The organism is Nitratidesulfovibrio vulgaris str. Hildenborough (assembly GCF_000195755.1).
Lineage (GTDB): Bacteria > Desulfobacterota > Desulfovibrionia > Desulfovibrionales > Desulfovibrionaceae > Nitratidesulfovibrio > Nitratidesulfovibrio vulgaris.
In genome coordinates this window covers 1,862,835-1,885,535 of record NC_002937.3, presented here as the reverse complement: position 1 = coordinate 1,885,535, position 22,701 = coordinate 1,862,835, and the positions used below count along the sequence as shown (strand labels likewise).

At 62.2% G+C, this 22,701-nt stretch carries 21 protein-coding genes; 16 read left to right on the top strand and 5 right to left on the bottom strand.

Annotated elements, in window-relative coordinates; all coding sequences use genetic code 11:
• The first annotated feature begins 130 nt into the window (after positions 1–130).
• The 11 genes from yajC (at position 131) to DVU_RS08590 (ending at position 10,196) form a co-directional block, all read left to right on the top strand.
• Positions 131–496, top strand: coding sequence for a preprotein translocase subunit YajC (gene yajC / locus DVU_RS08640; RefSeq protein ID WP_010939107.1), 366 nt, complete (start codon positions 131–133; stop codon positions 494–496).
• A gap of 130 nt (positions 497–626) precedes the next feature.
• Entirely contained in the window at positions 627–2,225 is a 1,599-nt protein-coding gene (gene secD / locus DVU_RS08635) for a protein translocase subunit SecD (RefSeq protein WP_010939106.1), read from the top strand.
• Between the two features lie 12 nt (positions 2,226–2,237).
• Complete coding sequence (gene secF / locus DVU_RS08630; RefSeq protein WP_010939105.1) at positions 2,238–3,326, top strand: protein translocase subunit SecF; 1,089 nt, start codon at positions 2,238–2,240, stop codon at positions 3,324–3,326.
• Positions 3,327–3,477: 151 nt separating this feature from the next.
• Complete coding sequence (locus DVU_RS08625) at positions 3,478–3,789, top strand: c-type cytochrome (protein WP_010939104.1); 312 nt, start codon at positions 3,478–3,480, stop codon at positions 3,787–3,789.
• 174 nt (positions 3,790–3,963) lie between these two features.
• Positions 3,964–4,986 (top strand): SCO family protein, encoded by a 1,023-nt coding sequence (locus tag DVU_RS08620; RefSeq protein WP_223295151.1) that lies wholly within the window; start codon positions 3,964–3,966, stop codon positions 4,984–4,986.
• Positions 4,987–5,009: 23 nt separating this feature from the next.
• On the top strand, positions 5,010–6,635 hold the full coding sequence (ctaD, locus tag DVU_RS08615; RefSeq protein ID WP_010939102.1) for a cytochrome c oxidase subunit I: 1,626 nt from the start codon (positions 5,010–5,012) through the stop codon (positions 6,633–6,635).
• Positions 6,628–7,257 (top strand): cytochrome c oxidase subunit 3 family protein, encoded by a 630-nt coding sequence (locus DVU_RS08610; RefSeq protein ID WP_011792207.1) that lies wholly within the window; start codon positions 6,628–6,630, stop codon positions 7,255–7,257. Before ctaD ends, DVU_RS08610 begins: the two co-directional genes overlap by 8 nt.
• An 8-nt stretch (positions 7,258–7,265) precedes the next feature.
• Entirely contained in the window at positions 7,266–7,559 is a 294-nt protein-coding gene (locus tag DVU_RS08605) for a cytochrome C oxidase subunit IV family protein (protein ID WP_010939100.1), read from the top strand.
• A 9-nt stretch (positions 7,560–7,568) separates the two neighbouring features.
• Positions 7,569–8,849: a cytochrome c oxidase subunit II gene (coxB, locus tag DVU_RS08600; RefSeq protein WP_010939099.1), complete on the top strand. Its 1,281-nt coding sequence runs from the start codon at positions 7,569–7,571 to the stop codon at positions 8,847–8,849.
• A gap of 43 nt (positions 8,850–8,892) precedes the next feature.
• Positions 8,893–9,756 (top strand): UbiA family prenyltransferase, encoded by an 864-nt coding sequence (locus tag DVU_RS08595; RefSeq protein ID WP_010939098.1) that lies wholly within the window; start codon positions 8,893–8,895, stop codon positions 9,754–9,756.
• A gap of 17 nt (positions 9,757–9,773) precedes the next feature.
• Positions 9,774–10,196 carry a DUF4079 family protein gene (locus DVU_RS08590; protein WP_010939097.1) on the top strand — a complete coding sequence of 141 codons (423 nt, stop codon included), beginning with the start codon at positions 9,774–9,776 and terminating at the stop codon, positions 10,194–10,196.
• A gap of 110 nt (positions 10,197–10,306) precedes the next feature.
• On the opposite strand, the gene nadB is transcribed toward DVU_RS08590, so the two are convergent.
• From nadB to nadC, 3 genes are read right to left on the bottom strand one after another with little or no spacing between them, the layout of a single operon-like run.
• Positions 10,307–11,893: an L-aspartate oxidase gene (nadB, locus tag DVU_RS08585; RefSeq protein WP_010939096.1), complete on the bottom strand. Its 1,587-nt coding sequence runs from the start codon at positions 11,891–11,893 to the stop codon at positions 10,307–10,309.
• A 12-nt stretch (positions 11,894–11,905) separates the two neighbouring features.
• A complete protein-coding gene (gene nadA, locus DVU_RS08580) occupies positions 11,906–12,982 on the bottom strand; it encodes a quinolinate synthase NadA (RefSeq protein WP_010939095.1) in 1,077 nt (358 codons plus the stop codon).
• Positions 12,979–13,866, bottom strand: a complete 888-nt coding sequence (gene nadC, locus DVU_RS08575) for a carboxylating nicotinate-nucleotide diphosphorylase (RefSeq protein WP_010939094.1) — start codon at positions 13,864–13,866, stop codon at positions 12,979–12,981. Before nadC ends, nadA begins: the two co-directional genes overlap by 4 nt.
• A gap of 143 nt (positions 13,867–14,009) precedes the next feature.
• Here nadC and mgtE point away from each other — a divergent pair, with 143 nt between their 5' ends.
• Positions 14,010–15,380, top strand: a complete 1,371-nt coding sequence (gene mgtE, locus DVU_RS08570) for a magnesium transporter (protein ID WP_010939093.1) — start codon at positions 14,010–14,012, stop codon at positions 15,378–15,380.
• Positions 15,381–15,615: 235 nt separating this feature from the next.
• On the opposite strand, the gene DVU_RS08565 is transcribed toward mgtE, so the two are convergent.
• Positions 15,616–17,079: a GGDEF domain-containing protein gene (locus DVU_RS08565; RefSeq protein WP_010939092.1), complete on the bottom strand. Its 1,464-nt coding sequence runs from the start codon at positions 17,077–17,079 to the stop codon at positions 15,616–15,618.
• 169 nt (positions 17,080–17,248) lie between these two features.
• On the opposite strand from DVU_RS08565, the gene DVU_RS08560 reads away from it, so the two are divergent.
• Positions 17,249–19,078 carry a glycosyltransferase family 4 protein gene (locus DVU_RS08560; protein ID WP_010939091.1) on the top strand — a complete coding sequence of 610 codons (1,830 nt, stop codon included), beginning with the start codon at positions 17,249–17,251 and terminating at the stop codon, positions 19,076–19,078.
• A complete protein-coding gene (locus DVU_RS08555; RefSeq protein ID WP_010939090.1) occupies positions 19,078–20,166 on the top strand; it encodes a glycosyltransferase family 4 protein in 1,089 nt (362 codons plus the stop codon). The genes DVU_RS08560 and DVU_RS08555 overlap by 1 nt, the downstream gene beginning before the upstream one ends.
• 30 nt (positions 20,167–20,196) lie before the next feature.
• On the opposite strand, the gene DVU_RS08550 is transcribed toward DVU_RS08555, so the two are convergent.
• Positions 20,197–21,057 carry an esterase/lipase family protein gene (locus tag DVU_RS08550; protein WP_010939089.1) on the bottom strand — a complete coding sequence of 287 codons (861 nt, stop codon included), beginning with the start codon at positions 21,055–21,057 and terminating at the stop codon, positions 20,197–20,199.
• Between the two features lie 227 nt (positions 21,058–21,284).
• Between DVU_RS08550 and DVU_RS08545 the strand changes: the two genes are divergently transcribed.
• Positions 21,285–22,454 carry a hypothetical protein gene (locus DVU_RS08545; protein WP_014524383.1) on the top strand — a complete coding sequence of 390 codons (1,170 nt, stop codon included), beginning with the start codon at positions 21,285–21,287 and terminating at the stop codon, positions 22,452–22,454.
• Between the two features lie 22 nt (positions 22,455–22,476).
• On the top strand, positions 22,477–22,680 hold the full coding sequence (locus tag DVU_RS08540) for a hypothetical protein (protein ID WP_150103619.1): 204 nt from the start codon (positions 22,477–22,479) through the stop codon (positions 22,678–22,680).
• Positions 22,681–22,701: the final 21 nt, after the last annotated feature.

Genomic DNA, 22,701 nt, shown 5'->3' with positions numbered 1-22,701 from the left:
CTTCGCATCTGCGCTGTGTGCCGTTGTGACCAGAAAAGGCGTTGCAAGACGGGGCATGAGCGGTTAGGTAGGTCAGGTTTAACGATGATTACGCCCGGGCATCCGGGCGCAACCGCCATAAGGAGGCACCATGCTCTGGACTACCGCAGCGTACGCCATGGGCGCAGGCCAGCAGGCCGGCGCAGAAGGCGGAGCCGCCGCTCTCACCAGCTTCGTCCCGCTGATCCTGATGTTCGCCATCTTCTACTTCCTGCTCATCCGTCCGCAGCAGAAGCGCGCCAAGGAACACAAGGCCATGCTCGATGCCCTCGGCAAGGGCGAGCACGTGCTGACCGCAGGCGGTCTGTACGGTCGTATCGTGGATATCGATGCTGATACGGTGACCCTCGACCTTGGCGAGACCAAGGTCAAGATCGGTCGCGGCTTCATCACCGGTGTCGTCGATCCTTCCAAGAAGGCCGCCCCCAAGAAGTCCGACGCTAAGGACTCCAAGTAATCAAGGCGTCACGCCCTGGGGCAAGCACGGGCCAACGCGGTGCGTGCTTGCCCTTTCGCCGTTGAACAGCACCCCGGTTCGGGGTGGCCCCGCGTTGCGGGGCTGAACTCGTGTGACCTGAGGAGTGGCAATGAACGAGGGTCTCCGTTGGCGGCTGGCCCTGTCGCTGGTGGTCTTTCTGGCTGCCGTGGCCTATGTGCTGCCGAGCATTCCCGCCGTCAAATCTTCCCCGATGGGCAGATTCCTGCCCGACAACCGCATCAGCCTCGGCCTCGACCTCATGGGGGGCATCCACCTCACGCTGGGCGTCGACGTGGACAAGGCTGTCGAGAATTCCCTTTCGCAGATGGGGCAGGACATCCGCTCCTCGGCCCGTGAGAAGGACATCTTCATCCTCCGTCCCCGCATTTTGCCGGGTGACAGGGTCGAGTTCGTTCTCGCCAAGGCTGCGCAACGCGACCAGCTGGGCGAGATGCTCGCCAAGCAGTTCCCGCAGCTAGCCGTGGGCGCCCCTGTCGAGATCGACGGCGGGCAGCTGCGTTATGTGGCGACGCTCAAGAAAGAGCAGCGCACACATATCGAGGACATGGCCCTCGATCAGGCTGTGAAGACCATACGCAACCGCATCGACCAGTTCGGTGTGGCTGAACCGGATATCCGCAAGCAGCAGGACCATCGCATTCAGGTCCAGTTGCCCGGCCTTGCCGACCCCGCACGCGCCATTCAGATCATCGGCAAGACGGCGCACCTCGAATTCCGTATCGTCAGGGACGACGTCGATCCCGAGAAACTCGCCAAGGGCCTTGTGCCCCCCGGTGTGGATGTGCTTCCCATGATGCGCCGTGGCGGCGACGGGTCGGCGGGCGAAGTGCCCGTGGCCCTCGACAAGGAGATTCTCCTCACCGGCGAGAACGTGGCCGACGCCAGACCCGGCTTCGACCAGTTCAATCAGGCGTATGTCATGCTCACGTTCAACAGCCGCGGTGCCGCCATCTTCGAGCGTGTGACGGGCGAGAACGTGCGCAAGCGTCTTGCCATCGTCCTTGACGGCAAGGTCTATTCCGCGCCTTCCATCCAGGAGAAGATAGCGGGCGGCCGCGCCAGCATCACCGGTCATTTCACCACTGAAGAGGCACAGGACCTTGCCATCGTGCTGCGCGCAGGCTCGCTGCCCGCTCCGGTCAACGTGCTCGAAGAGCGCACGGTTGGTCCCTCGCTCGGTCAGGAGTCCATCGACAGCGGTATTCTCGCCGGTCAGGTGGGCGGGGCTGCCGTCGTCGTCTTCACCATCCTCTATTACGGGGCCAGCGGCGCCATCGCCGTCGGGATGCTGTGCTTCACCATCCTGCTCATCCTTGCTGGCATGGCTGGCTTCGGCGCTACGCTGACGTTGCCGGGCCTTGCGGGTATTGCGCTGACCATCGGCATGGGCGTCGACGCCAACGTGCTCATCTACGAGCGCATCCGCGAAGAACTGCGGCGCGGTCTCACCCCGCTGGCGGCCATTCACGCCGGATTCGACAGGGCCATGCTCTCCATCACCGACTCGAACCTCACCACGGTGATTGCTGCAGCCATCCTGTACCAGTTCGGCACCGGCCCGGTGCGCGGCTTCGCCGTGACCCTCACCCTCGGCATCCTCGCCTCGATGTTCACGGCCATTTTCGTCTCGCGCGCCGTCTTCGACCTGTGGATGCGCCTGTCGCCCTCAAAGCGGCTCAGCATCTAGCGGAGGAACATCATGGGACTTTCATTCATCAAATATGACACGAAGATAGACTTCGTGGGCATGCGCCGCATCGCCTACGTGCTTTCGATCGTCGTCATTCTCATCGGCTTCGCCTCCATCGCCATGAATGGCGGACTTCGCTACGGTATCGACTTTGCTGGCGGTGCCGTGGTGCAGGTCAAGTTCGACAAGCCGGTCGAAGACGAGGCCATCAAGAAGAGTCTCGCCGACGCCGACCTGCCGGGGCTTTCCATCCAGCGTTTCGGTGAGGGTGACGAAGACTATCTCATCCGCATCTCCGATACCGGGTCGTCTGCTGACAGCATCCGCCAGACCGTGTCGACCGCGTTGCAACAGAACCTCAAGGACGTGTCCTTCACGGTGCAGCGGCTTGAGATGGTCGGCCCCAAGGTCGGGGCGGACCTGCGCAGCAAGGCCGTCGAGGCCCTGTACTATGCCGTGTTGCTCATTGCCGTGTACATCTCCGGTCGTTTCGAACAGCGATGGATGGCCTCTGCGGTGATGGCGGCAACCCTCTGGGGTGGCATGTACCTGTTGTCGGCCATAGGGCTTGGACGTGAATGGCTGGTGTTCGTCTCCCTGCTGGTGACCGTAGCGCTGTGCTGGAAGTTGAAGCTCAACTTCGCGCTGGGTGCCATCATAGCACTGTTGCACGACGTGCTCATCTCCATCGGTCTGCTGTCGCTTCTCGGCAAGGAGTTCGACCTGAACATCATCGCCGCGCTGCTGACACTCATCGGCTACTCGCTGAACGACACCATCATCGTCTACGACCGTATCCGCGAGACGCTCCGCACGAACCCGGATGACCCGTTCGACGTCATCATCAACCGCAGCATCAACCAGACCCTCAGCCGTACCATTCTCACCGGTGGCACGACGCTGATGGTCATCGTCAGCCTGTTCTTCCTCGGCGGTGGCGTCATCCATGACTTCGCCCTGACGATGTTCTTCGGCGTGTTCATCGGAACGCTGTCGTCCATCTTCGTGGCAAGCCCGGTGCTTCTCGCCTTCGGCAAGCCGGTCATGGCCGCTGTCGATGCCGACTACGAAAAGCCCGGAGAGCATGGCGTCGTCTAGCCGTCTGCTCACTTCAGCCCTGACAGGGGGCGGTGGCCACGCGCCACCGCCCCCTTTTTTATCGTAAACCGCGCGAGGGGATTGCCTTTGTTCCGTGTGATGCGGTATGTATGGAGTATTGTCCACTATCAGTTCATCTCTGGAGGATGCCATGAAACGAGTTCTGCTTTTGTCCAGCCTGTGTGCCGCCCTTTCTTTCGGACTTGCCGTGTCCGGTGTCGCTGCCGATGGCGCCGCACTCTACAAGTCATGCATCGGATGCCACGGTGCCGATGGTTCCAAGGCTGCCATGGGTTCGGCCAAGCCCGTGAAGGGGCAGGGGGCCGAGGAACTGTACAAGAAGATGAAAGGCTATGCAGACGGTTCCTACGGTGGCGAGCGCAAGGCCATGATGACCAACGCCGTCAAGAAATACTCTGATGAGGAATTGAAGGCGCTCGCCGACTACATGAGCAAGCTCTAGCGAGGTCGTATGTCTGGGCTGCATCGTGTTGCACACCGTGCGTGCGTGATGTTGTTTGCGGCCTGTGTCCTTTCTGTGGCCGGAGCGGGTCTTGCCGCTCCGGCCACCCCTGAGGGGACGCAGACGCAACATCGAGGAGCTGAAGGGCATGGACTTGCCTCCACTCCGGCGGGAATGACGCACGGAGAGCATCAGACCGAACAGCGTCAGGTCGCCCCTGACGGGCATGATGCCAATGCCGCCGAAGGGCACACGGGCGCCCATGGTGTGGGGCCAGCGGCTGTGTCTTCGTCACATCCCGCAAGCGACACTCGCGCGAGTGCCACTGGCGGCAGTTCAGGTGGTGACAGTGCACATGCCACGCATGATACTGCCCCCGCTGCTGGGGCAGCGGCGAACGCGACCGCAGGGCACGGGCATGATGCCGCCGAGGCCCCCCATGTGCATCCTGCGGCGCCAGCCGGCGAACCGTCCTCGCTGCTGCAGAGGGCGAAGCAGGATGGCACCCCCGTAGCCGGTGTGGATGAGAAGCTTGGCACCATCATTCCTGAAGGCATCATGCTTCGTGATGAAGCTGGCAATCTGGTCGATGCCCGCAGCCTCATGACCGTGCCGACCCTCGTAGCCCCGGTCTATTATTCCTGCCCCACCGTCTGCAACATGTTGCAGAGTTCCATCGCGCGCGTACTGCCTGCCCTCAACATGAAGGCGGGGACAGAGTACCGGGTGCTGTCGGTGAGTTTCGACGAACTCGACACGCCCGAGTTGGCGTCGCACAAGAAGAAGAACTATCTGGCCGCCGTGGGTGGAGACTACCCCCCCGACGGGTGGCGCTTCCTGACCGCCGACCTGCCCAATGTCCAGCGATTCATGGATGCCATCGGCTTCCGGTTCACACGACAGGGGCGCGACTTCGTGCATCCGGTGGTCCTGGTGGCGGTGTCCCCCGAAGGGCGCATCACCCGGTACCTGTATGGCAACGGGTTTCTTCCGTTCGACGTGACCATGGCACTGCATGAAGCAGCCGAGGAGAAGGTGGGCCTGTCGCTACGGCGTGCCGTCTCGTACTGCTTCACCTACGACCCCAAGGGGCGCAAGTACGTCTTCGATGTGATGAAGGTGGCTGGCGTGGTCATTCTTTTCGGGGCGGGCGTCCTGTTGTTCGTGCTTCTACGCGGCGGACGTCGCCGCAACTGACAGATACGACAAACGAGGTTGCGATGAGCGAAGCGGCACACACATCCGTCAGTTTCTTGCGGCCCATGGCAGGCACGAAGGGGGGCATCGCCTCCTGGTTGTTCTCCACGGACCACAAGCGCATCGGTATCATGTATCTTTGCGGTATCATGGGGTTCTTTCTGGTCGGTCTGCTGCTCGGCTTTCTCGTGCGTCTGGAACTCATCGCACCGGGCCCTACAATCATGGACGCCCAGACCTACAATACGGTGTTCACGCTGCATGGCGTGATCATGATCTTTCTCGTGGTCATCCCCAGCATCCCTGCTGCGTTCGGCAACATCATCCTGCCCATTCAGATAGGTGCAGAGGACGTATCGTTTCCGAAGCTCAACAACTTCTCGTTCTGGCTGTACGTCATCGGGGCGTTGATGGCGCTTTCGTCGCTCTTCACCGGCAAGGGCGGGCCTGATACGGGCTGGACGTTCTATGTCCCCTTCAGCCAGACCACCAGCACCAACGTGAGTGCGGCAGTGCTCGCCGTGTTCGTGCTGGGGTTCTCTTCCATCCTCACCGGGCTCAATTTCATCACCACCATCCACCGGCTGCGCGCTCCCGGCATGACCTGGGACAGGCTGCCCCTTTTCGTCTGGTCGCTCTATGCGACCGGGTGGATACAGGTTCTGGCCACGCCTGTGCTTGGCATCACCGTGCTGCTCATCTTCGCGGAACGCGTTCTCGGTGTCGGACTCTTCGACCCGTCGCGGGGGGGCGACCCCCTGTTGTACCAGCATCTCTTCTGGATATACTCGCACCCGGCGGTCTACATCATGATTCTGCCCGCCATGGGCGTCATCTCGGACATCCTGCCGGTGTTCGCCCGCAAGAACATCTTCGGCTACAAGATGATAGCCCTTTCCAGTCTTGCCATAGCCTTTGCCGGTTCACTTGTATGGGCGCACCACATGTTCACCAGCGGCATGAGTGATACAGCCGTGCTCGTCTTCTCGTTCCTGACGTTCGTGGTCGCCATCCCTTCCGCCATCAAGGTCTTCAACTGGGTGTCGACGCTGTACAAGGGGTCGATTCGCATCGAACCGCCCCTCTGGTATGCGCTGGCATTCATCTTTCTTTTCTCCATAGGCGGACTGACGGGGCTTGTGCTCGGGTCGGCAGGGACGGACATACATGTGCACGACACGTATTTCGTAGTGGCGCATTTCCATTATGTCATCTTCGGGGGGCTCGGTTTCGGTCTGTTCGGGGCCATGCACTACTGGTTCCCCAAGATATTCGGCAGGATGTACGACAAGAGGACTGCCACGCTCGCGTGCTTCATCACCTTCGTCGGTTTCAACGTCCTGTATTTCCCGATGTTCGTCATAGGGATGCAGGGAATGCCGCGTCGGTACTACGACTATCTGCCGCAGTATACGACGGGGCATTTCATCTCGACGATGGGGTCGTGGGTGCTGGCAGCCGGGATTCTGTTGATGTTCTGGAATCTCTGGCGCGGAAGCCGAAACGGCCCGGCAGCGGGAGACAACCCATGGGGCGGTGCTACGCTCGAGTGGTCTGTTTCGTCGCCGCCCCCGCATCACACCTTCGTCAGTGAACCCGTCGTCACCAAGGGGCCCTACGACTTTACGGGAGTGAAGGCCGATGGATGAGCACCCGACAATGTCTGCGGGCGGGCATGGTCTGCCCCGTGATGACTATGCTTCACGTCTTGGGATGTGGTTGTTCCTCTTCACCGAAATACTCCTCTTTGGCGGGTTGTTTCTGCTCTATGCCGCCTACCTGCATCGTTACCCGGAAGCCTTTCATGCGGGTGGCAAGATGCTGGACAAGGTCTTCGGCACTGTGAACACGGTGGTGCTCATCACAAGCAGTGTCACTGTGGCACAATCCATCACGGCATTGCGCCTGGGTAATCCTGACCGAGCCTGCAAGCTTCTGTACGCCACTGTCGCCCTTGCTGGCATGTTCATGGTGAACAAGTTCTTCGAGTGGAGTGCCAAGATCGCCCACGACATCTATCCGGGAAGTGCACACCTTCTCGAGGCACAAGACGGATTGGGCATCTTTTTCAGCCTGTATTACGTGATGACGGGGCTGCATGGCATCCACGTCATCATCGGTGCCGCAGTGCTGCTGTATGCGTTGAGGGGCATCCGGAAGGGTCATGTGAATGCCGACGACTATGTGCTACTGGAGAACTCCGGTCTGTACTGGCACCTCGTCGACCTGGTGTGGATATACCTCTTTCCGCTTTTCTACCTCGTCGCCTAGGGGGAGTCATGGGTAGCGGTCACGACGATGCGCATCACATCATAAGTTATGGCACGAACACCCTGATATGGTGTCTGTTGCTTCTTCTCACGGCGTTGACGGTGTACGTGGCAAGTCTGGATTTCGGCTTCCTCAATGTCGTTGTGGCCCTTACTGTAGCGACGACCAAGGCGGGGCTTGTGGTGCTGTACTTCATGCACCTGCGGTATGAAGGCTGGCTTTTGCGGTCGCTGGTGTTTCTGGCCTTCTTCATTCTCGCCATCGCCATCGGGTTCACATTCTTCGACCTGGCGTACCGCTAGGAGGTGGGCATGTATCCGCAGTCGCTTTCACCGGTGCAGCAGGTCGACCTTGCCTTCTATGTCATCTTCGGGGTCTCTGCGATCATGCTTCTCGGCATCACCGCCACGATGCTCTGGTTCGTGTGGCGGTATGACCACAGGCGCAACCCCGTCGCCACAGAGATTCCGGGTAGCGTTCTTGCCGAAACGGCGTGGACGCTCATACCCACCCTCATCGTGATGGCCCTGTTCTATTACGGATGGGCTGGCTACAAGGCGTTGCGAACCGTGCCCGCCGATGCGCTGGAGGTGGGCGTCAAGGCGCGGATGTGGTCGTGGATATTCGAGTATCCCAACGGCAAACGCAGCAGCGTCCTCTATGTTCCCGCCGGAAAGCCCGTGAAGCTCGACATGACGTCCGTGGATGTCATCCACAGCCTGTATATACCCGCCTTCCGTATCAAGATGGACACGGTGCCGGGCATGCAGACCTACGCATGGTTCAAGACGGATGGTCCCGGAGAGTTCGACATCCTGTGCGCCGAATACTGTGGTCTCAAACATGCGAACATGCTTTCTGTCGTAAAGGCCGTCGAGCCGGATGAGTTCCGTAAATGGCTTGAATCGTCCGAAGCGCCGGGGGGCAAGGGGCGGGCTCTTCTCGACGCCTATGGTTGCATCTCGTGCCATTCTCTGGACGGAAGTCCCGGCCCGGGCACCACGTTCAAGGGGCTGTACGGAGCAGAACGGGTGGTCGTTCTCGGTGATGGAAGCAAGCGCAAGATCATCGTCGACGAAGCCTATCTGCGCCGGGCGCTGAAAGACCCCAATGCCGAGCTTGTGGAAGGTTTCGACCCCATCATGCCTTCAACGGAGGGGGTCGTTCCCGAGCAGGATTTCGAGGATATGATCGCCTGGTTCATGCACGGTAACGGCCTCACGCGCGAAGAGGGCAGACGGCTCATGGAACAGGAGGGCTGCCTGTCGTGTCACTCGACAGATGGGTCGGTCGTAGCCGGTCCCACGTTCAAGAACCTGTGGGGTAGCGAGGTCGATGTGCTGGTCGATGGCGTTCCGAAGCGGGTGAAGGTCGATGCCGACTATGTGCGCGAGTCCATTGTCGCGCCGCAGAAGAAGCTGTCGAAAGGGTGGGACCCGTTGATGCCCGGATACGATAGTTTCACACCAGAGCAGATGGAAGCCATGATGGACTATATGCGCTCATTGTCCGGCACGCCCGATAAGGCTCCTGCAGACGCGTCGTCACCGGGACTGCATGGAGGCACATCCCCCGCGGGCAAGACTCAGTGACAGGCGACGACATGACTGTCATGACGGTTTCAGGAGTCTCGTGATGGGGCGCTGTACCATTGCAGACGTCGCCATGCTCATCCGGTGGAGGGTGAGCCTCATGGTAGCCGGGGCGACCTTCTTCGGTGCCATGCTGGCTGTCCCCCACGTGACGATAACGCACCTTCTCGCCTCTCTTGCCACGTTTCTTCTGGCCGGGGGGTGTTCCGCTATCAATCAGGTGCAGGAGGCAGACCTCGACGCCGTCATTCCCCGTACGGCCTCACGCCCCATACCCTGCGGGCGTATCGGCCACATGTACGGTTCACTCATGGGGCTTGCCCTTGTCACTGTCGGCTGGATGGTGCTGTGTCTCGCGGGGGGACTTACGTCGCTACTGGTCGGAATCGGCATCGTGGCGGTCTACAACGGGTTGTATACCCCGCTGAAAAGACGGACCTCCTTCGCGTTGCTGGTGGGGGCGGCAGCCGGTGCCATGCCGCCTGTGGTCGGATGGCTGGCTGTGGGGGGGCACCCGGCATCTCCTATGCTGGTGGTCGTCTATACGTTGTATCTGCTATGGCAGATTCCCCATTTCTGGCTGCACGCGGCGCGTGACCGGGAAGCCTATCGCAAGGCGCGCCTGCCTCTGCCGCTGCTCTCATTGCCGCACGAACGCTATGCCAGACTGCTGAAGGTCTGGTTTCACGCCTATGCCGTAGCGGTGCTGATGGTGCCAGCCTTTCCGTTGCTGGAGTGGGTGGGCATGCGCATCATGGTAACCCTGTGCGGGATTGCGCTTCTCTTCGCCGCCATGCTGGCGGTTCGCAAACGGCGCGTGGCACTCCATATTGCCGACGCGGTACTTTGTGCTGTAATGGTGGTACTCCTCATCGACAGGCTCGCCATTCCCGTATCGTTGTTCTGACTCCTTCGGAGGCGTACATGCTCTGGTCGCATCCTCTTGTGCAGGTGATTGCCCTGGTCCTCTCCGTCCCTGCCGTGCTGTTCGGCTGGAAACGTTTTCTTGCCGTCCATTGCGGGCAGAAGTGCGTCTTTCCTTGGAAACAGCATGTGCGATGGGGGACCTACGCCATCGCCCTATGGCTGGGCGGTGGGCTTCTGGGGTCGCTGCTGGTGTGGTTCTACTGGCGCAATCTTTTTCTTACCGGTGTGCACGCGTATGTCGGTCTGGTCATGCTGCCGCTATGCGTCATCGGCTATATGACGGGCTACAGACTGGACAAGGAGAAGAGACGTCGCAAGTGGCTGCCGCTGGTGCATGGCGTGAACAACCTGGTGCTTGTGGCGCTTGCTCTATGGCAACTGTGGACGGGCGTCTCGCTGGTGCGGCTTTACCTGATGTGAACGTCGCAATACGGCAGCGTGCACTGCGTGATGCATGCGCTGTAATGGGCAGACGCAAAAGGGCCACCCCTCTCGGGGGGCCCTTTTGCGTCGATGTTGCGGGGATACCATCAATCTATGCGATAATGGCAGCCCAGACTCTGGCGGTTGCGGAGTGCCGCCTGCGTTATGGTATAGGCCGTGTGGCAGCCATGGAAGAGGTCGACCAGCGGTTTTGAGAGCGTCGTGCGCTTGTAGAAGTCGTGCAGGTGGCGCGACAGGTCGCGCAGGTCTTCGAACGCACGGCGAAGTCTGCCCGTGCTGCGGGTGATGCCGACATAGTTCCACATGGTGTGCCTGATGGTGGCCCAATCCTGTGCGACCAGTGCCGGGTCGTCGTTGCGTTCGTCACCAAGCGGCTGCCAGTCGGGGATGGCGGCATGAAGCCGTTTGCTCATGGGGCGTTGCCTGTGCAGCCTGCGTGCGATGTCTTCACCCGCCGTGCGGCCCCATAGCAGGGCTTCCAGAAGTGACGTGCTGGCGAGGCGGTTCGCCCCGTGCACCCCGGTACAGGCGCATTCCCCCACGGCATAGAGCCTGTCCAGGGTGGTGCGCCCTGTGAGGTCGGTGAGGATGCCGCCGCAGAAGTAATGGGCGGCGGGAACGACGGGAATGGGTTCGACCCTGATGTCGATGCCCATGTCCTGACAGTGCTGGTAGATGGTCGGGAACCGCTGTTCAAGGTCCTGTTCGACCTGCGATGCATCAAGGTAGACGCAGTCCTCACCGGTACGGAGCATCTCTTCGACGATGGCACGCGCCACGATGTCGCGGGGCGCGAGGTCGCCCCGGCGGTCGTAGTTGTGCATGAAGGCTTCGCCAGACCCGTTGACCAGTCTCCCGCCTTCGCCTCGCAACGCCTCCGAGATGAGGAAGCGACGTTGCGAGCGGTGGAAGAGGGCCGTGGGGTGGAACTGCACGAACTCGGCGTTCTCGATGCGTACCCCCGCGCGCTGTGCCATGGATACGCCCGACCCGATGGCATTGGGGCTGTTGGTCGTGTGCAGGTAGACCTGACCGACCCCGCCGGTGGCAAGGACAGTGACGTCCGCCAGCATGGTCTCCACCGAGCGGGTATGCTCGTTGAGGACATAGGCTCCGACGCACTGGTTGTTGATCTGATAGCGGAATTCGTTGCTGCGGGCCTGATGGTGCGTGGTGAGCAGGTCGACCGCCGTCCTTCCGGAGAGGACTCGTACGTTGGGTGCCTCTTCGATGGCGGCGATGAGGCCATCCATGATGGCGCGGCCCGTGTAGTCGGCACAGTGCATGATGCGGTGCGCCGCGTGCCCACCTTCCATGGTGAGGTCCCATTCGCACTGGGGTTTTCCGCTTCGTGCGAAGGGAATGCCGAGCCTGTCGACGAGAATGCCCTGTACCGCCTGCGGGCCTTTCACGCTGATCTGTCGTACAGCGCGGCGGTAGTTGATATGGTGCCCGGCGACCATGATGTCGTGTTCGAGAAGACGCGGGTCGCCGTCCACTGCCTTGAAGACGATGCCTCCCTGCGCAAGCGGCGAATTGCCGGTGTCGAGGCGTGTGCCGGTGGAGATGAGGGTGACCTCGGCCCCGAGGTCGGCGAGGGTGAGGGCGGCGGTGCAACCGGCGATACCGCTGCCGATGACGAGGACGGGCGTGTGAAACCTGTTGGTGCTCATGGCGTTACCGTTTTAGGCACATGCTTCTAGCATGCGTTGGAGGGCGGCGTGCGCGTCGTCCTGCAGGTCGAGGGGGATGGCTACGGGTGAGGCCGTGCCGCTGGCGATGGATTCGAGCGTGGCGAGAAGCTTGGGTGCTGTCACACGCGCCATGTGGGAACAGCCGCTCTCAAGGAGCGGCAATACGGTGATGCGTCCGGCGTGTTGCGCCGCAAGGCGTTCGACGAGGTTGATTTCAGTGCCGATGACGAGCGTCGTACCGGGCTTCTGTTCTTCGGCGTAACGGATGAGGAACGACGTTGATCCTGCGGCGTCGGCGGCGCGAACCACCTCGGGCGAACATTCGGGGTGGACGGCGATGCGGCACCCGGGGTGCTCGTCCCTCATGCGTTCCATCTGGCGCAGGTTGAACCGGGCGTGGATGGCGCAACAGCCGGGCCACATCAGAAGTTCGGCCCCTGATGCGGCGTCCATGTCCACAGCCGCGCCTCCGTCCCGGATGTCGAGGATATGTCTCCGGTCTTCGGCGATGCCGAGAAGGTCTGCCGTGTTCCGGGCAAGGTTCTTGTCCGGCAGGAAGACCACTGCGTCAGCCCGTTCGCGCGCCCACGTCAGCATCGTCTTCGCATTGGCAGAGGTGCACACGGCACCGCCGTGCCGTCCGACGACGGCTTTGACCGCCAGCGAAGTGTTCACGTAGGCCAGTGGTATGACATTGCGTCCGGTCCCGGAGAGATTTCGCAGCACCGCATCCACGCGCTGTGCGGGGGCCATCTGCGACATGACGCAGTTGGCGTCGCTTTCCGGGATGTGCACGGACTGCCCGTCACGCGCGAGCAAGGCTGCCGATTCGGCCATGAAATAGACACCGCAGAAGACGATGTGCTTCGCGCTGATGGCATCCACCTTGCGTGCAAGTTCCAGCGAATCGCCGCGCAGGTCGGTGTGGCGGATGACCGAATCGTGCTGGTAATGGTGCCCCATGACGAGCACGTCGTCGCCAAGCTGCCCCCGCAGGGCGTCGATACGACGTGCCACGTCTTGTGGCGTTTCACCGGAGGATGCGGGCGTGGGGCGATGGAGGGTCATGGATGCTCCTTGCTGATGCGCATGCTGAAGTCCGCAGCGGGTGCCGAATGGGTAAGGCGACCCACGCTTATGAAATCCGGGCCGCGGTCGCCCACGAGTGCCAGACTGCGGATGGTTTCGAGGGTGACGCCGCCGCTTGTCTCCGTCTCGATGGTACGCGGGATGATGCCCAGCGCGGCACGCATGGCCTCTGGCGTCATGTTGTCCAGCATGATGCGGTCGACGTGGCAGGCAACGGCTTCGGCGACCTCTTCCATGGTGCGGCATTCCACTTCGATGGGGGGGCAGGGGGCATACGCCGTGCGCAGACGTGTGACGGCTGCGGTGATGGAACCTGCCGCATCGATATGGTTGTCCTTGAGCATGAGCATCTCTGCAAGGTCGATGCGGTGGTTGAGGCCGCCGCCAACGAGCACGGCGTATTTCTCGACATGCCGCAGGCCGGGGAGGGTCTTGCGCGTGTCGAGAAGGCGCGTATGGGTTCCCTCAAGGGCCGTCACATAGTCGTGCGTCAGGTTGGCTATGCCTGAAAGATGGGTCATGAAGTTGAGGATGACCCGTTCAGCCTTGAGGATGTGCCGTGCGCTTCCGGCTACGCGGAGGGCCGTATCGCCGGGGGCGAGTCTGTCGCCATCGCGTACAGGCATCTCAAGGGTATAGGGATGGACTTCCGGGCAGCGGTCGAGAATGATGGGGGCGATGGGCAGGCCCGCCACGAGCGTGTGTTGCTTGGCCACGACCACGGCTTCGAGTCTGTCTTCGGGTGAGAAGACGGCATCGGAGGTGAGGTCGGGGCCGTCCTCGACGAGGGCAAGGTCTATGGCGGCGGTAAGACGGTCGAGGGCCGTGCCGGAGAAGAATGCTGTGAAATCAGGATGTGGCATACTTGTTCCTCGGGGCGTCGGATGCTACAGGACGGGCGCCGGTCGCCCCGTGCGAGTGTACTAGGTGACGGCAGTGCTTTGGTCAAGCCGTCGGTGCCGCCTGCTGCGGGGCCGCAAGCCTCAATCCGTGCGGGGGAATCACCATGAAAGATGAAGAGAGCGGTATCTCCGAAGGCCGTGGAAGGCGGCATGCCCCGCACGAAGACATGCCCGCGGGCGACCCGTGCGCGGGGCTTGTCGACACCGATACGGAGTACGCGCACCCGGCCGACGTTGCAGAGCACATCGAGAACCTCTCGCTGGAAAAGCAGGTCTGCGTCCTCAGGAACCTGCCAGCCGAAGATGCGGCTGAAGCCCTTGCCGAGCTTGATGAACACGTCCGCGTCGACCTTCTTGAGAACCTCGACGCCGATGTGGCCGCGCAGATTCTCGCCGAGATGTCCCCCGACGACGCGGCGGACGTGCTCGACGAACTCGACGAAGACCACCGCGATGTCCTGCTGAACAACCTCGATACCGAGGACGCCGACGAGATTCGTCACCTCATGGCTTTCGACCCCGACACCGCGGGCGGGGTCATGAACACCGAGATCGTCATCCTTGACGAACAACTCACTGCGGATCAGGCGATACTTCAGATTCGCCGCGAGATCGAGGACAAGGAAAACCCCTATTATGCCTATGTGGTCGATATCGACGACCGCCTCATAGGCGTCCTTTCGTTGCGCGACCTGCTTCTCAGCCGTCCGGGAGTTCGTCTGCGCGATGAGGTGGGCAACCAGAACGTCATCTCCGTATTGTTCGACCAGGACAAGGAAGAGGTGGCCCACCTGCTGGGGCACTACAATTTCATGGCCATGCCCGTTGTTGACTACGAAGGGCGCATCCTTGGCGTCGTCACCTACGACGACATCTTCGACATCATTCAGGAAGAGGCCAGCGAAGACATGCTGGGCATGGTGGGTGCAGCGCAGGACGAGACGGTGGATACGCCGTGGTTCGAGTCGCTGGTCAAGCGCCTGCCGTGGCTGGTGGTCAACATGCTCAATTCGGCGCTTTCCGCGTCGGTGGTCTACATGTTCGAGGGCAGCATCGCCCAGATGGCCATACTCGCCGTGCTCATGCCCATGGTCGCGAATCAGGCGGGCAACACTGGGCAGCAGGCGCTGGCGGTGATGATCAGGCAGCTGGCGGTGGACAGGTTCGACAGCCGCAAGTCGTGGCGGGCCGTGGCACGAGAGGGCAAGATAGGCCTCGCTTCGGGTGTCATCATGGCTGTTCTCGTCTGCGCGGTCATCTGGGCCATCTCCGGAAAGGGTGCGCTTGCGGCCGTCATGGGCCTCGCGCTGCTTTGCGACATGCTGCTCGGGGCCGTGGCTGGCGGTTCCATTCCCCTTATCTTCAGGGCACTGGGACGCGACCCGGCGCAGGCTTCGAGCATTTTCCTGACGGCTATCACCGATGGTGCGGGGTTCTTCATCTTTCTGGGGCTTGCCTCGCTTCTGCTTCTCTGACATGCGCGGGGCGTCTGCCTCCTGCCGCGTTGTGTCCAGTCACGGCATGTGCGGGCCCCGTCGAGAGGTGCGAACAGGAGGGCTTGCTACTGGCGCGGGTAAGCGCCGTGGCGTCGTGCGTTCGATGAGCGAACCCCGTTGATGCTGCAAGCCCGCGAAGCTCATGTCATGCTACGCAAAGAGGCCGGATCCATTCCGGCCTCTTTGCATAATCGAATCCATGCGTCGTTGCAGGTCACGCGCGTAACGCATTCGCTCTCTGGCAGGGTTCCTGCGCCTCGCAGACGATGTTGCGCCCGGCGGCCTTGGCTGCGTAGAGGGCTCCATCCGCTTCACAGACGAGCCTTTCCGGGGAGAGCGGTGCTGCCGCGGAAAGCGTGGCAAGGCCTATGCTCACGGTGACGGCGATGGTCTTGCCGTCCACTTCGACCCTGCTGGAAGCGAGGCGTTTGCGTAACCGTTCGGCAAAGATGCGTCCGCATTTGCCGTCGGTATGCGGAAGGATGACGCAGAACTCTTCGCCGCCGTAGCGGGCCGCGAAGTCTGTCGTGCGACAGGCGTTACGCATGGTCTGCGCGACTTCGCGCAGGACGGCATCTCCTGCCGGGTGTCCGTAGGTGTCGTTGACGGCCTTGAAATGGTCGATGTCGAGCATGAGCAGCGTCATGGGCATCCCGTAACGCTGATGGCGGTCGACTTCTTCGGCCAGCCGATGATCGAAGCTGCGCCTGTTGTGCAACTGCGTGAGCGCGTCATGGTCGGCCTGAAGCTTGATTTCACGGTATACGACGGCATTGCGGAGCGCGAGCGTGAGGTGACGCATGACAGAGTCGAGGGCCTGTGCCTGGTCCTTGCCCAGCGCCGGTGTCTCGGCGAGAGCCATGGCTATGGCCCCGAAGGTGTTCTTGCCGTTGCCAAGGGGCAGCATCATCACTCGTCCTGCTTCGGGCAGGGGCGACGGTTCGTCGTGCGTCAATGCCGTCGTGCGGTATTCTGCCACGTCGTGTCGGGCGAGTCTGTGTGCAGACTCCAGAAGCAGGCGTGTCCATGCCGCATGGGCTTCTGTCTGCCTGTAGGCGCCGATGAAGAGTTCGGCGTCATGTGCGCCCTCCGTGGGCGAGGGCGGCCACAGAATGGCATGAAGACCCGTCACGGGCAGGAGTTTGCCGAATCCTTCGCGAGCGTTGATGAGAATGTCTGCGATGTCGAGGCTCTCTGTCGTTCTTGTCAGAAAAGTGACGACAAAGGAGAGCAGGTCGTTCTTCCGTGCGAGCAATTCGCGTTCGAGGAGAATCTCCCGCGTCATGCGCAGAATGTCCTGATGGACATTGCGGGTCTCGACGGCGCGGCGCAACACGGTGAGCACTCGCTTGCGCGAGATGGGATGGCGTACGATTTCCGAGAAGTCGAGGTCGAGAGCCTGTTCGAGGTCGTTTTGCGTGTAGCTGACGTCGAGAACAAGCGCTCGCGGCACGAGTTCGAGATGCTGGCGCAGTTGGCGTGGATGTGCGGCAAGGGCCGCCTGTACAGACGCCGCCACCCATATGATGCATGGCGCCTCGCGTTCGAGGTCGTCCGGGCTTGGCAGGGCGTCGGCAGGGACGGTCTGCATGGTGTAGCCTGCGCCTGCGAACTCGCTGATGCGGGCCGCGTCGAGGTCGCTGAGGCCGATGTTCCACATGAGGTGCTGGTGCTTCATCCTGTCTCCCCCCATCCCTTTTCCCCCGGGATTGGTTGTCTCCAGACTTGAAGCAATATGCGGGCCATTACGGTTCTGAGCCCATGGCTCTAGGCGTGGAGAGCCGTCATCCCCGCTGCTGGTGAAACGAAGAGACGAAAGGGCAGTTTTTTCCGGGCGGAGATTTGACATGCAGGGGTATCTGTGGCTTTGCTCCAACATGCAGCACACTCGCCTGTGGGGAACGCTTCACCCCTTTCTTGAACACTCTGTGGTGATGGGACGTTGTGTAGCCAATGAGGGGTTTCTTCGTGCCCTGCTGCACCTCGACCCTTACGACGGCTATCACTTCTTTCTTCCCACCCGCGATGCCGGGGCGCATCTCGCCCAAGCGCTGTGTGATACACCGGCGGTGCGGCGCGGTGCACTGAAGGTGGCTACGCGCCTTGAACTGCCGGCAGCCCTTGTGCGGCAGCCCTTCCATTGCTTTCATCTCTCCGACCCGATGACGGAACAGCCATGGCTTTCTGCACTACGCAACCATCTTGCGCCGCAGGTCTTTCCGGTGACCGGGGTGACGCACTCGCTCAGCTACACCCGTTACGGTGCCTCGCTGCTGGCGCATATGTGGCCCGGTTGCACACGACGCGACGCCATCGTCTCAACGTCGCATGCCGGTTGTGCCGTCGTTGGACGCATGTTCGCCAACCTGCGGCGGGGCTATGGCTTGACCCCAGAGGCTCATCCGCAACCGCAGGTGCTGCGGATGCCCCTCGGTGTAGACCCGGTGTCGCTGCCCGCCCCCGACCCGAAGGCGAGGGCGCGTGAACGCGGACGTCTTGGCGTCGGTGATGAACTGGTGCTTCTTGTGGTGGGGCGTATCGCCCACTATGCCAAGATGGATTTGCTGCCACTCTTCAGGATGCTGCAACGGGCCGAATCGTGCGGGCTGCCCCGTGGGGAGTACCTGCTCGTCATTGCCGGACAGGCTGATGCGGATGACGGAATGCCCGGCATTCTCGAGCGGATGGGGGCACTGTACGGTGTGCGGGTCCGTGTCGTGCGGTCGCCGGATGACGCAACGCGTAATGGTCTGTACGCCGCTGCCGACATCTTTCTCTCGCCTTCCGACAATGTGCAGGAGACGTTCGGTCTGACGCTTCTTGAGGCTGCTGCTGCGGGGTTGCCCGTGGTCGCTTCCGACTGGGACGGCTACCGTGACCTTGTCGAGGATGGCGTGACCGGTTTTCTGGTGTCGACCCTCGGTCCCGCCGTGTCGGCTGGGGTGGATGTCGCCGCGCCGCTACTCTACGACAATCAGTACCATCTGCTCCTTGCGCAGCAGGTCGCCGTCGATGTGGAGGCTTTCGGCGCTTCCATCGCCCGACTTGCCGTCTCTGCGGCGTTGCGCGAAGAGATGGGGCGTGCCGGACGCGAACGGGTGCTTGCACGGTTCGCTTGGGAGTCTGTCGTCTCCCGATGGGTGGGGCTGTGGGACGCGTTGTGGCAGGAACCCGTCGATGAACAGTGCCGGATGCACGCGCACCCCATGGCGATGTCCTATGCGGATGTCTTCGGGGGGTATCCCTCTGCAAGGCTCGACGCCAACCTGCGTGTCAGGGCGACTCCGGCGGGGTTGGCCGTTTATGGCGGGCGCGAACAGGCGACGCCGTATCCCGGCGTGGCGTTCATGGTTCCTGATGAGGCGTTGCACAGGCTGCTTTTCCGGACCAGGAAGGGGGCTTCGCTACGTGAGATTTGCGGCCACCTGCTATCGGGTGCGGACAGGGGGGGCGATGCTGCCCCCGACATGTCTGCGTCTGTTCCGAGTGCCGCTGGACGGTCGACATCGCTCATGCCGGATTCGCCTCCGACGAGTCCCCGCGGGGCCGGTGCCAGCGAAGATGCCGTTCCGGGCGGCAGTCTCTGGTCGCTTCCGGGGAACGGCGACCTGACCTTGGAAGGTCTCCATTTTCTCGTGCTATGGGCCCTCAAGCACGACCTGCTGGAAGTGTACTGATGGGCCTTGCCGTCGTTCACCATACCTTTTTCGCCCACAGGGGCGGGGCTGCGCGTGTGGCGAACCTGTTGCACCAACGGCTTGGCGCTGAAGGGGTCGATTCGCGGCGTACCGCAGAAGTGGCGGATGCGGCTACCGGTTGCACGCTGGTGTCGCCTGATGCCGTTGCCGCCGTAGCGCGAGGCGCCCTCATCCATCTCCATGCCACTGCGGACTGGCTACTGGCCTTATCTGCCTTGCGGGGGCATCCGCGTGTGGTTATCACTCTGCACGACGCCGCGCTGCTCACCGGTGGGTGCATTCAGCCCTTCGACTGTCCGGGCTGGCATCAGGGCTGTCTTTCGCCATGTCCGCGTGGCTATGCGAATGCGGAAGAAAGACAGAGGCACCTGCGAGAGTTGCTGTATGAACTCGCTCCGTATCTGGTAAGCCCCTCGGGGTGGTTGGCGCGGATGGTCAGGCAGGCTTTGCCGGGACTGTCGTGCGCAGTGGTGCCTAATGGCGTTTCCATACCGGAGACCATCGATGCCGGGGCCGCCCGGAGGGCGCTGGGCATCGGTGCTGAAGCCTTCGTGGTGCTGTGTCTCGCCCATGGCGGAGAGACCTCGCAACTCAAGGGAGGCGGACTCTGGACCACCATATGGGATGCGGTCAAACAGGCTGTGCCGAACGCGTTGGGTGTGTTCGTCGGGGGCGATGCCATGCGGCGGGATGGCGACCTGCTGCGTCTGCCGTACCTTGACCAGGCGCATCTCCACATCGTCCGTGCCGCGGCGGATGTCTTCATCCATCCATCCCTTGCGGACAATCATCCGCTCGGCATTCTGGAAGCGATGGCTGCGGGACTGCCCGTCTGCGCCTTCGACGTGGGCGGGGTTCCCGAAATCGTGCGTGACGGTGTGACGGGACGACTCGTCCCGGTGGGTGATGCGGCGACGCTGGCTCTCGTGTGCGCCGAATTCGCCGCGCAGCCGCATGTACGGCGGGGGTTCGGCAAGGCCGCTCGCGACCTTGCGACCCGATGCTTCGACGAACGCCGCATGGCCCGGGACTACCTGCGCGTCTATGGTACCCTGGAGGGGGCGTGACCGCGGTTGTCCTCTCTAGAGGTGCGCTGGTTAGGTAACAGGCAGCCCGTCACGGATGCGTCGAGCCGTCTCCAGCACCAATGTCCGTGTCCGTGCATCCCAGAGCATCCAGACATGACTGACGGCAGGGCCTTCGACCTCGGTCCAGCCGTGTGCGCGAATCCGAAGCCCCTCCGCCGGGATGACCATGTTGTCCAGCGGGGAACGGATGGCGACACAGGGCACGCCGGGTGCGGCTTCGTGTCGTTCGACGGTCTGGACGAGCGTCCCCCTGAAGAGAAGGCTGCGTGCCAGATTGCCGATACCAAGCCTTGCCAGTGCACTGCCCTGATGGGGCGTACCCAGTGTCACGACGCCGGAACAGCGGCGGGCGCCATCATGGCGAGAAAGCCACGCCCTGATGATAAGCCCGCCGAGACTGTGGCCGATGAGGATGGGCGGCGTGGCGGGGTGCGCTTGGATGAGGGCGTCGACCGCCGCATCCAGCTGGTGCACCAGCGTCGCGAAATCGTTGCTGAAACTGTCATAGCCGAACGTATGCACCGGGCCAATGCCCTGCCTCGCGAACGTCGGTCGATAGAGAAGCCACGCGCTCGGGTTGTGATAGAGACCGTGGACGAACAGGACGGGGACGTGAGGCCCTGCATCTCCGGCCGAAGCTTCGGGCTGCAACGGCAGGCGGCAACGTCGCCGGAAGGGGAGGGCTGCAACGACCATGCAGAACGCGCCCACGCTCTGACACATTCCCTCGGCAAGTGCTGCGAGACGCCTTGCGGTGTGCCGCCCCGGCAGGGGCAGGCCGTTGTGGAGGAGAAAGGCCCCGTAAGTGACGACAGGTATGGTTGCCACCGTGGCGGCGATCGTTGCAAACAGGGCGTTCAGGAAGGACATGCTCCCCCGGTGTGCGGGCTTGACCGCTGCATTCCGCAGCCGGTCCGACTTGCTTGAACGTGGGCGTCCATATTCGTTGATGCGGGGCTTGCATGACTCCGCCGACGTCTGGCAGGCAGGGCCGCGGGCGTTCTTGACGCGCCGACGATAGCCCAGTACCTTGAGGGGAACAAGATGGTCGGTGTCCTGCCGTGCCAGTATTTCCCTTCATGAGGTCGCTTCCGTCCATGCCCGAGCGTTTTTTTAGCCGATACGGCATCGTTGTGCGTACGTTGTGTGCGTTTTTCATTCTTTGTTGCCTGCTGTCCGTCCCCGCCCGCGCCGAAGAGGTCGAGAGCGGTACACTTCCCGCAGATGTGGAGGCGGGGCTGGAAGGCCTTCTCGCCTCGGTGCCCCGGCAAGGGCCAGTGCCCGACCCGGCAGGGTATGCCGCCGTTCTGGACTTCGTTTTCCGTCCCGCCGCCGAAACGGCCACGGCCCGTCCCGGCAAGACGGAACAGGGCTTCGGTGCCTTCACGCGAGACACCATCAAGGCCCCTCTGGCGCGCATCCTGCGCTACTGCTACGACCCGGACATCCCGGCAGAGGCCGTATATCCCTCTGCGCTGCGGCGGGGCTTCTGGTTGCCCGGAAGCGACCTTCTCAAGCAGCGCGTGGCCCTGTGGGACAAGATGGCCGAAAAAGGCGAGCCTGTTGTGTTGCGCGGTGCCGAGTTCGAGGAAATCACCCCCGATTCGTTCAGCGGCTGCTATTACTCATACAAACTGGACAGGCTTCTCATCCTCACGCGCCATCAGGGGAGGGCGGTGCTCATCTCCGTGTCGCGCCAGCAGGCACCCTCCACGGTGGGCCGCAAGGGTGCCATCGTGGGAGACGACCGTAACTGGGAATACGTCTATTCGCCCGTCACAGGGTCGACCATGCGTGGCCTCGGATGGGTGAACACCTACATGTACGACTCGTCGACCATTGCGGTCTTCTACGAGGAGACGCCCGGCGGCAATACGACGGGCTATGCCCTGTTCAAATGGGTGAAGGCCGGGTGGAGCAATCTGAACGTGGTCAAACGCAGCCACATCCTTGCCGGTTCCACACGTTTCCTTTCCGGCTTCAAGCAGGTGCTCGAGTCGGACAAGTTGCCGCCTGCCGAAGAACTCGCCACGTTGGGGCGCAACCTGCGTCGCACCCCCGAGACCGAGTTGCGCAAGGCTCTTGCCACCTACAGTGAGCATCTGATGCAACTCGGCGAGAAGGACTCGGTGCTCTCCGGTTCGGATTTCTGGTCGATTCTCAAGGACGCCGGGTACGCCGAGACGCTGTCACGCGACGAACTCGTGAGCGTGCACATCAAGAACTACATGAAACGCAAGCTGGGCAAACCCGGCATAGACGGCTGACGATACCAGTACCCGAAAGGACATGGACAGGCGCAATCGGATCTTCTCCGGTTGCGCCTTGGTATTGCTGGAGATGACAGGCATGTCCAGCGTGCCGCACCGGCTTGCCCCCTGTGTCGCCTGCGGTGAGGCTGCCACTGCCCCGCTGTCGGCTCCCGTGCTCCCCATAGGCCGAATGGTGCAGCTGTCACGGGTGCGTTGCCATGCCGCTGGTGGCGACGTATAGTGCCCGTGCCATAAGACATCA